Source organism: Microbacterium sp. Ag1, from assembly GCF_001005635.1.
GTDB classification, from domain to species: Bacteria; Actinomycetota; Actinomycetes; order Actinomycetales; family Microbacteriaceae; genus Microbacterium; species Microbacterium oxydans.
Window position 1 is genome coordinate 148,933 of the sequence record NZ_LBCR01000026.1, and the last position, 11,305, is coordinate 160,237.

Annotated in this window: 11 protein-coding genes; 9 read left to right on the plus strand and 2 right to left on the minus strand. The window is 68.0% G+C overall.

Annotated elements, in window-relative coordinates:
* Positions 1–18: 18 nt before the first annotated feature.
* The 7 genes from AAY78_RS05715 (at position 19) to glmM (ending at position 6,247) form a co-directional block, all read left to right on the plus strand.
* A complete protein-coding gene (locus AAY78_RS05715; RefSeq protein WP_046747360.1) occupies positions 19–1,560 on the plus strand; it encodes an APC family permease in 1,542 nt (513 codons plus the stop codon).
* A 2-nt stretch (positions 1,561–1,562) separates the two neighbouring features.
* Positions 1,563–2,030: a ribonuclease E activity regulator RraA gene (rraA, locus tag AAY78_RS05720; protein ID WP_046747361.1), complete on the plus strand. Its 468-nt coding sequence runs from the start codon at positions 1,563–1,565 to the stop codon at positions 2,028–2,030.
* A gap of 44 nt (positions 2,031–2,074) precedes the next feature.
* The gene (gene truA / locus AAY78_RS05725) at positions 2,075–2,917 is read left to right on the plus strand and encodes a tRNA pseudouridine(38-40) synthase TruA (RefSeq protein WP_046747362.1); all 843 of its coding nucleotides are present in this window, start codon (positions 2,075–2,077) and stop codon (positions 2,915–2,917) included.
* 129 nt (positions 2,918–3,046) lie between these two features.
* A complete protein-coding gene (locus AAY78_RS05730; protein ID WP_046747363.1) occupies positions 3,047–3,733 on the plus strand; it encodes an endonuclease/exonuclease/phosphatase family protein in 687 nt (228 codons plus the stop codon).
* 182 nt (positions 3,734–3,915) lie between these two features.
* The gene (gene rplM / locus AAY78_RS05735; RefSeq protein ID WP_046747364.1) at positions 3,916–4,362 is read left to right on the plus strand and encodes a 50S ribosomal protein L13; all 447 of its coding nucleotides are present in this window, start codon (positions 3,916–3,918) and stop codon (positions 4,360–4,362) included.
* A 26-nt stretch (positions 4,363–4,388) separates the two neighbouring features.
* Positions 4,389–4,874, plus strand: a complete 486-nt coding sequence (gene rpsI, locus AAY78_RS05740; protein ID WP_045263679.1) for a 30S ribosomal protein S9 — start codon at positions 4,389–4,391, stop codon at positions 4,872–4,874.
* 14 nt (positions 4,875–4,888) lie between these two features.
* On the plus strand, positions 4,889–6,247 hold the full coding sequence (gene glmM, locus AAY78_RS05745) for a phosphoglucosamine mutase (protein WP_046747365.1): 1,359 nt from the start codon (positions 4,889–4,891) through the stop codon (positions 6,245–6,247).
* Between the two features lie 31 nt (positions 6,248–6,278).
* Here the strand turns inward: glmM and AAY78_RS19195 are convergent, their stop codons facing one another.
* Complete coding sequence (locus tag AAY78_RS19195; protein WP_127011864.1) at positions 6,279–7,148, minus strand: helix-turn-helix domain-containing protein; 870 nt, start codon at positions 7,146–7,148, stop codon at positions 6,279–6,281.
* A gap of 237 nt (positions 7,149–7,385) precedes the next feature.
* Positions 7,386–8,330, minus strand: coding sequence for a Ppx/GppA phosphatase family protein (locus tag AAY78_RS05755; protein ID WP_046747366.1), 945 nt, complete (start codon positions 8,328–8,330; stop codon positions 7,386–7,388).
* Between the two features lie 50 nt (positions 8,331–8,380).
* On the opposite strand from AAY78_RS05755, the gene coaA reads away from it, so the two are divergent.
* Positions 8,381–9,334, plus strand: a complete 954-nt coding sequence (coaA, locus tag AAY78_RS05760; RefSeq protein WP_046747367.1) for a type I pantothenate kinase — start codon at positions 8,381–8,383, stop codon at positions 9,332–9,334.
* 63 nt (positions 9,335–9,397) lie between these two features.
* Positions 9,398–11,245, plus strand: coding sequence for a glutamine--fructose-6-phosphate transaminase (isomerizing) (glmS, locus tag AAY78_RS05765; RefSeq protein ID WP_046747368.1), 1,848 nt, complete (start codon positions 9,398–9,400; stop codon positions 11,243–11,245).
* Positions 11,246–11,305 lie beyond the last annotated feature (60 nt).

The window sequence follows — 11,305 nt, forward strand, 5'->3', positions numbered from 1 at the left end:
TGGCTCTACTGTTCTGACATGGCAGCAACGACGCCGATTCATCTGGAACGACCCGACGGCAAGGGTCTGGCCGCCGGCACTCTGGGACTCTGGGGATCGACCGTGATCGGTCTCGCCTCGACAGCACCTGTGTACTCGCTCGTGGCGACGCTCGGCTTCGTGGTGCTCGCGGTGGGGGCGCAGGCTCCGATCGCGTTCATCATCGCCTTCGTCCCGATGCTCCTGATCGCCTTCGCGTACCGCGAGCTCAACAACGCCGTCCCCGACTGCGGCACGACGTTCACCTGGGGAACCAAGGCGTTCGGTCCCTGGGTGGGCTGGATGGGCGGGTGGGGAGTCGCCGTCGCGGGAATGGTCGTGCTGGCCAACCTCGCGCAGATCGCCTCGGTCTACTTCTGGTCGCTGATCGGACAGGACCTGGAGAACAACGACTGGCGCGTCGTCGTCGTCGCCGTGCTCTTCATCGCGGCGATGACCTGGGTCAGCTGGCGCGGCGTCGAGATCGGCGAGCGCATCCAGAACATCCTCCTCGCGATCCAATACCTGGCACTGGCGATCTTCATCGTCGCGGCGCTGTGGCAGTTCTTCGACGGCACGGCTCCGAACGCGACGCCTTTCGACTGGGAGTGGATGAACCCGTTCGCGTTCACCGACTGGTCGGGCTTCACGGAGGCGATCCTTCTGGCGCTGTTCATCTACTGGGGGTGGGACACCTGCCTCGCGCTCAACGAGGAGACCAAGGACCCGAAGCGCATCCCCGGACGCGCCGCGCTGCTGACCACCGTGATCCTGCTGTTCACCTACGTTGCGGTGACCATCGCCGCGATGATGTACGCCGGACTCGGCGAGGACGGCACGGGCCTGGGCAACGAGGCGAACGCCGACGACTTCTTCCTCGCGATCAAGGACGGGTTGCTCGGTCCGTTCGGCTGGGTGCTGGTGGTGTCCGTGATCATCTCGGCCATCTCGTCGACCCAGACCACGATCCTGCCGACCGCCCGGGGAACGCTCGCCATGGGTGTCTACCGCGCCCTGCCCGCCAGGTTCAAGGAGGTGCACCCGACGTACAAGACGCCGTCGTTCTCGACCATCGTCATGGGTGTGGTCGCCTCCGTCTACTACGTCGGGATGACGCTGATCAGCGACAACATCCTGCAGGACTCGATCCTGTCCCTCGGTCTCGCGATCGCGTTCTACTACGCCATCACCGGCTTCGCGTGCGTGTGGTACTTCCGCAAGGACCTCACCTCGTCCGCGCGCGAGTTCTTCTTCAAGGGGCTGTTCCCGCTGCTGGGCGGGCTCATGCTCGCGTGGGCGTTCATCCAGTCGGCCATCGACATGTGGGATGTCGACTACGGCTACACGGTCCTGTTCGGTATCGGCGGCACGTTCGTGATCGGCGTCGGCTCGTTGGCATTCGGTCTGGTGCTGATGTTCGTCTGGTACCTCTTCCCGCGCTCGAAGCGCTTCTTCCGTGGCGAGAGCCTGAACCGCGACACCGAGGTGATGGTCCCGGACGAGCCTGCCGTGACCATCCGGTCGATCGACGGAGGCATCTGAGGATGGCGGTCGCGACGGCGGACCTCTACGACGAGCTCGGGGAGGAGATCCAGTCGCTCTCGCTGCAGCTGCGCTCCTTCGGCCGGCGGTCGGCGTTCGACGGGCCGATCCGCACCGTGCGCTGCTTCGAGGACAACGCGCTGGTGAAGGCGGTGCTGGCGACTCCCGGTGCGGGCGCGGTCCTGGTCGTCGACGGCGCTGGATCGCTGGAGACGGCACTGATGGGCGACCTGATCGCGGCGTCCGCCGTGGCGAACGACTGGGCCGGGGTCGTGATCAACGGCGCCATCCGCGACAGTGTCGCCATCGATGCCCTCGAGCTGGGGGTCAAGGCCCTGGGGACGAATCCGCGCAAGAGTGCGAAGCTCGGAGCCGGTGAGACCGATGTCGCGCTCGTGATCGAGGGTGTGGTTTTCCGGCCGGGGGCGCATCTCTACAGCGATCGGGACGGAATCCTGGTCGAACGGTGAACGCCGCCTGAAGTCCGGCGGTCTCGGTGTCCTAGGCTTGCTGCGTGCGCATCCGGCTCGACATCGCCTACGACGGCACCCATTTCCGAGGGTGGGCGAAGCAGCCGACTCTGCGCACGGTGCAGGGCACGCTGGAAGCCGCCCTCGCGCGCATCGTGGGCTCGGACGTGCAGTTCGTGGTGGCAGGTCGCACGGATGCCGGCGTGCACGCGAGCGGCCAGGTCGCGCACGTCGACCTCGACGAGAAGCAGTGGTCGCGCATCGAAGCCCGGCAGGGGCGGGCGCCGTCGGAGCCCGCCGAGACCATCGCGGGCCGCATGCGGGGTGTGCTCGGTGCGTACTCGGATGTGACCGTCACGCGGTCGTCGATCGCCCCCGAGGGGTTCGACGCACGGTTCTCCGCGGTCTGGCGTCGCTATCGCTATCGTCTCGCCGACGGACAGGCCGGGTACGACCCGCTGCGGCGCCACGACACGACCCTCGTCCGCGGCCGCCTCGACGAGCGCGCGATGGATGCCGCGGCGCGGACGCTGATCGGACTGCACGACTTCGCGGCGTACTGCAAGCCTCGGGAAGAGGCGACGACGATCCGCACACTGCTCGACTACCGCTGGGAGCGTGATGCCGACGGCGTGCTCGTCGCGGAGGTCAAGGCCGACGCGTTCTGCCACAGCATGGTGCGCGCACTCGTCGGGGCCTGCGTCGCCGTGGGGGAGGGGCGCCTCGATGTCGACGACCTCGTGGTGCTGCGCGATGCGCTCACCCGCACCAGCGAGTTCAAGGTGCTGGCCGCGCGGGGGTTGATCCTCACCGAGGTCGGGTACCCCGCCGACGAGCTGCTGTCGTCGCGAGCGATCCAGACGCGCGCGCGTCGAGACCGCGACTGACGCGCGCCTCGGACCCCGCCCGCGACGACGGAGCGCCGCGAGCAGGGGCATGCGGCGCAATACCGCAGACGAGTCACGGTGTGCAACCCGGAGCCGATGCACAGCGGGCCGGAGTAGCGTGGAACGGTCATGAAGGTCATCTCGTACAACCTCCAGAAGCATCGAGCCGCGGGTGAGCTCGTGACTCTGGTGCGCGAGCACGATCCCGACATCCTCTGTCTGCAGGAGTGCGACGTCCCCGCGCTGCCGACGCAGATCGGCGACCTCGTGCTCGCCGACGCCACCCAGGGCAACCGTCTCGGACTCGCACTCTTCTATCGCGCGAGCACGTTCCACCTGCAGGCGATCCGCATGCTCGGACTCAAGAAATCCCTGCACGACCGGATCGCGAAACCCGCACACGAACGCGTTCTCGGTGCGCGATTGCGCGACATCGACGACGGCCAGGACTTCATCGTCGCCTCCTTCCACGCCGCTCCGCTGACCGCGTTGAACTCCCTGCGCCGTCACCAGATCCGCGCCGCGCTCTCCGAGCTCGCCGCGCTCTCCGAGCTCGCCGCGCTCGGCGAGGGCCTGCCCCAGCTGATGGTCGGTGACTACAACTATCCGATCTTCAAGGAGAACCTCGGTCAGGCCGTGCGCGACCACGGTTACGCGCTCTCCCTCAGCGACGACCACACGTACACGCGCTACCGGGTGTTCCGGGGCCACTACGACTTCGCCACGTCGACGGGCTTCGAGATCGAGCGCATCACGACCCTGCCGCAGGGGGCGAGCGATCACCGTCCGATCCTCGTCACGGTCAAGCCCGACTGAGCCGCGGTTTGGGCATACGGCACCGGTGGCGTATGATTTCCCTTTGGTGCCTTTCCCGTCCGCGGAGAAAGCGCATCGTCCGAACGTGAGCCCTCCACTGGCGTGTTCCTCCCTGTCGGGAAGAACCACCCCGGAGTGGGATTCACGAACTTCTCCGTTCGACACAAGAAAGCAGCACTATCGTGACGCGCACTTACACTCCCAAGGCTGGCGAAGTCCAGCGCGATTGGGTCGTCATCGACGCCACCGACGTCGTTCTCGGCCGTCTGGCTTCGCACGCCGCTACGCTCCTGCGTGGCAAGCACAAGCCGACCTTCGCCAACCACATCGACTCGGGTGACTTCGTCATCATCGTGAACGCCGACAAGGTCGCGCTCACCGGTCAGAAGCTCCAGAAGAAGATGGCCTACCGCCACTCGGGTTACCCGGGCGGCCTGAAGTCCGTCACCTACGCCGAGCTCCTCGAGAAGAACCCGGTCCGCGCTGTCGAGAAGGCCATCCGTGGCATGCTCCCCAAGAACAGCATCGGCCGCCAGCAGCTGTCCAAGCTCAAGGTGTACGTCGGTGCCGAGCACCCGCACGCCGCGCAGCAGCCGACGCCGTACACCCTCGACCAGGTCGCCCAGTAAGCGCCGTAAGACTTAAGGACATACTCGTGGCTGACATCCAGGACACCACCGAAACCCCCCAGAACTTCTCGACGTCGACTCCCGAGACCGACGCGGTCGAGGCGGCTCCCCGCCCCGTCCTCAGCGTCCCGGGTGCCGCTGTCGGCCGTCGCAAGCAGGCCATCGCCCGCGTGCGCATCGTCCCCGGCTCGGGCACGATCACGGTCAACGGCCGCACGATCGAGGACTACTTCCCGAACAAGCTGCACCAGCAGCTGATCAACGACCCGTTCACCGTGCTGAACCTCGCCGGTGCATACGACGTCATCGCACGCATCTCCGGCGGAGGCCCCTCGGGCCAGGCCGGTGCGCTTCGCCTCGGCATCGCCCGCTCCCTGAACGGCATCGACGAGGAGAACAACCGTCCGACCCTGAAGAAGGCCGGCTTCCTCTCGCGCGACGCTCGCGTCAAGGAGCGCAAGAAGGCTGGACTCAAGAAGGCCCGTAAGGCGCCTCAGTACTCGAAGCGTTAAGGTCAACTGCTCCGATGCCGATCTTTGGCACGGACGGTGTGCGAGGACTCGCCAATGGCATCCTCACCGCCGACCTGGCGCTCACCCTGGCCCAGGCGACTGCTGTCGTCCTGGGCCAGGGTCGTACTGCGGAGGCTCGCAAGGCCGAAGGCAAGCGGCTGACCGCAGTCGTGGCCCGCGACCCCAGGGTCTCCGGGCACTTCATCGCGGCGTCCGTCGCTGCCGGTCTCGCCTCCTCGGGAGTGGACGTGCTCGAGGCGGGGGTCATTCCGACACCCGCGCTCGCCTTCCTCGTCGCCGACCGTGACGCCGACTTCGGTGTGATGATCTCCGCATCGCACAACGCCGCTCCCGACAACGGGATCAAGATCTTCGCCCGCGGGGGCCGCAAGCTCCCCGACGAGGTCGAGCGCCGCATCGAAGAGGCCATGTCCGGCGAGAAGCTGCGCCCGACGGGCGCCGGGGTGGGACGCATCGACCGGTTCTCCGACGCGGAGGACCGCTACGTCATGCATCTTCTCGGGTCGCTCCCGAACCGCCTCGACGGTATCCACGTGCTGCTCGACTGCGCCCACGGCGCCGCCTCAGGGGTCTCTCCTGAGACGTTCCGGGATGCGGGCGCCGAGGTCACCGTCATCGGCGCCGACCCTGACGGCTGGAACATCAACGACGGCGTCGGCTCGACCCATCTCGACAATCTCGCGGAGGCCGTCGTGCGCCTCGGCGCCGACATCGGGATCGCCCACGACGGCGACGCCGATCGCTGCCTTGCCGTCGACGCCGAGGGCAACCACATCGACGGCGACCAGATCATGGCCATCCTCGCGGTGTCCATGAAGGAGCGCGGGCACCTCACCGACGACACCCTCGTCGCGACGGTGATGAGCAACCTCGGTCTGCACGTCGCCATGCGCGAGCACGGCATCACGGTACGGCAGACGGCCGTCGGCGACCGCTACGTGCTCGAAGACATGAACGAGGGCGGCTACGCGCTCGGCGGTGAGCAGTCCGGTCACGTGATCATGAGCGAGTTCGCCACCACGGGCGACGGGATCCTCACCGGCCTGCACCTGGTCGCCGAGATGGCGCGGCAGCAGAAGTCGATCGCAGAGCTGGCGTCGGTGATGACGGTCTACCCGCAGGTGCTCATCAACGTGCGCGACGTCGACAAGGACCGTGTGTCCGAGGACGAGGTCGTGCAGCAGGCTGTGCGCGACATCGAGTCGGAGCTCGGCGATTCCGGAAGGGTGCTGCTGCGCAAGTCCGGAACCGAGCCGCTGGTGCGTGTGATGGTGGAAGCCTCCGACGCGGAATCCGTCCACGCCTACGCCGGTCGCCTCGCCGAGGTCGTGCAGGAACGTCTGTCGCTCTGACCTCGCGACCGAACACGGCCGACCGCTGATCTCAGCGGTCGGCCGTTTCGCGTTCCCCACCGTGCCGAGCGGCGTCGCGATGGGTGCGCAATGCGCGGGGCGTGGCACCGTAGTCCTCCTCGATGGCGCGGCGAAGGCTGATCGGAGAGGCGAAACCCGAGCGCTGCGAGATCTGCTCGACGCTCAGATCGTCGTATCGGCTGTCGGTGAGCAGAGACCGCGCCAGGAGCGTGCGTCGGTGTCTGATCTCGCCCGCGACCGTGTTCTCGACCTCGGCGAAGACCAGCTGGAGCTGGCGGAGGGAGGTCTGCACCTCGCGGGCTACCCGCGCGGGGTTCAGCCCCGGGTCGCCGCACTGCTGAGCGATCAGGGCGACCGCTCGGTCCCGCAGGGCGGCGTGAGCTGAGCGCGGTCCGGATACGGCGTCGACGCGGTCGAGCAGCACCGCTCCGCTCATCTCCACGATCAGATGCTCCATCGCATATCGTTCGATCGCGGTCGCCTCGTCATCGACGGCCAGCACCTGCTCGATGAACGCCTGCATCGCCCGATCGAGCGGGCGTCGCTCCTCGAGGATCCATGTCGAGGAGGGGAGTGCGGCGACGTATGTCCCGAGCGCGGTGCGGGGAACATAGGCGGCGGTGATGTGCCACGTGCCGACACACCGCACGCGCTCCGCGACCCCGGGCGGGGCCACCACGAGCCCGCTCTCGACGGGCATCCACGGACCGTTCTGCTCCTTCGCCGCGAGCCCTGCGGCGTCGACGAAGGCGAAGACCGCGTGGTCGGGGTGAGTCGTGGCGGTGTCGATGGCGAGCTCCGTGGTGCTGCCCTGCAGGGACAACAGGGTCACCGGACCCGACGTCCGCTTCGTCGCCAGGAGGGGGACACGCTCATCCACCGCGTGCACGCCATGTGCGCTCAGCTCCGCCGAGTCGATCGCTCTCGCATCTCCTGGACCCACTCAGCACCCCCCGACGCCGATGACCATGCGGCGGCGTCGACCAGCTGGCCGTCGCGCCGGGCGTTCACGCCCCCCGTCTTCCTTCGTGCGGGCGGGCGGATGTTCGCCTGGTCAGAGGATACCGGCGCGGTCACAGCGGGCAACAGAGGATGTTCATCCGATGTCACGCACCGCTCAACGGGAGGAGTCGCTCCAGTTCAGCTGTTCGATGTAGCGCAGCAGCACCCCTTCGCGCAGCGCCCATGGTGAGACCTCGAGCTCGTCCACGTCGAGGGCGGTCATCGCCGCATGCAGAGACACGGCCGCGGCCACGATCTGGAACGTCCGATCCGGGGTGATGCCGGGCAGCTCCTGTCTGGCGGACGCGGGCAGACGTGCGAGCCGGGGGATCCACGATCCGAGAGCGGTGCGGGGGAGCAGCATCCGTTCGCTCCCCGACCATCCCTGGGCCGGGTATCCGACCAGTCGGGCCAGGGAACGGATGGCCTTGGACGAGCCCACCACGTGATCGGGGCGGGGGAGGGCGACGAACCTCGGCAGCACCTCCGCGAGCGTCGCCGTCGCGTGCGCGCGCAGTCGTTCCACGTCCGTCTCACCGGGCGGATCGTTCGGCAGGAACTGTACGGTCATGCGCCCCGCGCCCAGGGGGACCGAGACCGCAGCGTCCGGCAGCTCCTCGGCTCCCGCTGCGATCTCCAGCGAGCCGCCGCCGATGTCGAGCAGCAGGAGCTGACCTGCCGACCAGCCGAACCAGCGACGGACCGCGAGGAAGGTCAGCTCCGCCTCGGTCTCGCCGTCGAGCACCTGGAGACTCTGTCCCAGCGCTGCTTCGATGCGGGCGATGACGTCTGCGCCGTTGCGGGCGTCGCGCACCGCGCTCGTCGCCGTGGCGAGCAGGGCATCCACGCGCTCGCTCTCCGCGACCCTTCGGGCCTGCGCGACCGCGGCCTCGAGCGCGACGACGCCCTCCTCCGCGATGGACCCGTCGGGGGTGAGGTAGCGCATGAGGCGCAGCACCGTCCGGTCGCTCGTCGTCGCGAGCGGACGTCCACCGGGGCGGACGTCGGCCGCGAGCATGTGGACGGTGTTGGATCCGATATCGAGGACTCCCAGGCGCACGGGATGAGAATACTCTCCCGCGGACATCGCGCCGTGAGCGCGCCGATACGATGGACCCCGTGACCACCGCCGACCCCACGCTGCCGCTGTCTCCGTATCGGGAGATCGGGCGTGCGGAGTGGGCGCGCCTCGCCGCCGGACTCGACCAGCCGCTCACGGAGACCGAGGTCGTCGAGCTGCGCGGCATCGGAGATCGCCTCTCGCTCACCGAGGTGCGCGAGGTGTATCTGCCGCTGAGTCGATTGCTCAGCCTGTACGCGACGTCGACGAAGCGACTGGGTGCCGCCACCTCTTCGTTCCTCCAAGAGGACGACACCACCACCCCGTTCGTCGTGGGAGTCGCCGGGTCTGTCGCCGTGGGCAAGTCGACCATCGCGCGCCTGCTGCGCGAACTCATGAGCCGTTGGCCGGGGACCCCGAGGGTGGAACTGGTGACGACCGACGGGTTCCTCTACCCGAACGCGGAGCTCGAGCGCCGCGGCATCATGGACCGCAAGGGCTTTCCCGAGTCCTATGACCGCCGCGCCCTGATCGAGTTCCTGACCGAGGTCAAGAGCGGTGCCGCCGAGGTGCGTGCTCCTTTCTACTCGCACATGCGCTACGACATCGTCCCGGATGCGAACGTGGTGGTGCGCCGCCCCGACGTCGTCATCGTCGAGGGCCTGAACGTGCTGCAGCCGCCGCCCGCGCCGAACGACGTGGCCGTGAGCGACCTCTTCGACTTCTCGATCTTCGTCGACGCCGACACCTCGCACATCGAGAAGTGGTACGTCGATCGCTTCCTCGCCCTTCGTCAGGCCGCGTTCAGCAACCCCTCGTCGTACTTCAACGTGTTCGCGCACCTCACCGACGAGGAGGCGATCACCACCGCACTGGGATATTGGAACGAGATCAACATGCCGAACCTCGTCGAGAACGTGATGCCCACCCGGCACCGTGCGCGGCTCGTCCTGCGCAAGGGCGCGGATCACGACGTGGAGAGCGTGCTCCTGCGCAAGCTCTGAGGCCCCCCTGCGACGTCCGATTGTACGGACGACTCGCAAAAAACGCGTCTTACTCTTGATGCCATGTGTGGAATCGTCGGATACGTGGGCCCGCGCCCCAGCCAGGACATCCTTCTCGCAGGCCTCGCACGCCTGGAGTACCGGGGATACGACTCTGCGGGCGTGGCGGTCATCGACGGTGACGGGGCGCTCGGCATGCGCAAGAAGGCGGGCAAGCTCGCCGTGCTGCGCGACTCGCTCGCGGATGCGCCGCTCCCCGACGGCTCGACCGGCATCGGGCACACCCGTTGGGCGACGCACGGTGGGCCCACCGACGACAACGCGCACCCGCACCTGGCCGATGACGACAAGCTCGCGGTCATCCACAACGGCATCATCGAGAACTTCTCGGCCTTGCGTGATGAGCTCCTCGCCGACGGCGTGGTGTTCCGCAGCGAGACCGACACCGAGGTCGCCGCAGCCCTGCTCGGACGGGAGTACGCCGGCAACGGCGGCGACCTGCAGCTGGCCTTCCGCAACATCGTGAACCGCCTGGAGGGGGCATTCACCCTGCTGGCGATGCACCAGGACCACCCGGGCCTCGTCGTCGGCGCTCGTCGCAACTCCCCGCTCGTGATCGGGCTCGGCGAGGGCGAGAACTACCTCGGATCCGACGTCGCCGCCTTCATCGAGCACACCCGCAAGGCGCTCGCGATCGGTCAGGACCAGATCGTCTCGATCACCCCGGACTCCGTGACGGTCACCGACTTCGCCGGCACACCCGTCGAGCCGGAGCCCTTCGACGTGTCGTGGGACGCGGCAGCCGCCGAGAAGGGCGGATGGTCGAGTTTCATGGCCAAGGAGGTCGCTGAGCAGCCCGAGGCGGTGGCGAACACCATCCGCGGCCGCATCCAGGACGGTCAGGTCGTGATCCCGGAGCTCGACGGGTTCGACGAGCTCTTCGTCGGCATCAACCGGGTCATCATCACCGCCTGCGGCACGGCCTCCTACGCGGCGCTGGTGGGCAAGTACGCGATCGAGCAGTGGGCACGCGTGGCCGTCGACGTCGAACTCGCACACGAGTTCCGCTACCGCGACCCTGTGATCGGCGCCGACACCCTGGTCGTGTCGATCAGCCAGTCGGGGGAGACGATGGACACCCTGATGGCCGTGAAGTACGCCCGCGAACGCGGTGCGCGCACGCTGTCGATCTGCAACACGCAGGGCGCCACCATCCCGCGTGAGTCGGACGCGGTGGTCTACACGCACGCCGGACCCGAGGTCGCCGTGGCCTCGACCAAGGCGTTCTCGGCACAGATCACCGCCCTCCTGCTGCTGGGGCTGCACATGGGCCGGGTCCGCGGTGCCGTGGCCGACGCCTCGCTCGACGCGGCAGAGCTCGCGGCGCTCCCCGAGAAGATCGCCAAGGTCCTCGACAGCGAGCAGGAGCACGTGACGCAGCTCGCCGGGTGGATGGCGGACACGCGCTCGGTGCTCTTCCTCGGCCGGCACGTGGGGTACCCCATCGCGCTCGAGGGTGCGCTCAAGCTCAAGGAGATCTCCTACATCCACGCGGAGGGCTTCGCCGCCGGCGAGCTCAAGCACGGTCCGATCGCATTGATCGAGCCGGGGCAGCCGGTGTTCGTGCTCGTGCCGTCGCCGCGTCACTCTGCGCTCGTGCATTCCAAGGTCGTCTCGAACATCCAGGAGATCCGCGCGCGCGGTGCCAGGGTGATCGTGGTCGCCGAGGAGGGCGACGCGGCCGTGCTGCCGTTCGCCGACGAGGTCATCCGCATCCCGCTCGCCGGCCCGATGTTCGAGCCGCTGCTCGCCGTCGTGCCGCTGCAGATCTTCGCGATGGCCCTGGCCACGGCGAAGGGACTCGACGTCGACCAGCCGCGCAACCTCGCGAAGTCGGTGACGGTCGAGTAGACCCGGCCCCCGATTCGCGCGAATGGCTTCGTTTCCAGCGGAAACGGAGCCATTTGGGCG

Coding starts and splice junctions, on each gene's coding strand:
- AAY78_RS05715 (WP_046747360.1), top strand. CDS start 19: ATGGCAGCAACGACGCCGATTCATCTGGAACGACCCGACGGCAAGGGT.
- rraA (WP_046747361.1), top strand. CDS start 1,563: ATGGCGGTCGCGACGGCGGACCTCTACGACGAGCTCGGGGAGGAGATC.
- AAY78_RS05730 (WP_046747363.1), top strand. CDS start 3,047: ATGAAGGTCATCTCGTACAACCTCCAGAAGCATCGAGCCGCGGGTGAG.
- glmM (WP_046747365.1), top strand. CDS start 4,889: ATGCCGATCTTTGGCACGGACGGTGTGCGAGGACTCGCCAATGGCATC.
- coaA (WP_046747367.1), top strand. CDS start 8,381: ATGGACCCCGTGACCACCGCCGACCCCACGCTGCCGCTGTCTCCGTAT.
- glmS (WP_046747368.1), top strand. CDS start 9,398: ATGTGTGGAATCGTCGGATACGTGGGCCCGCGCCCCAGCCAGGACATC.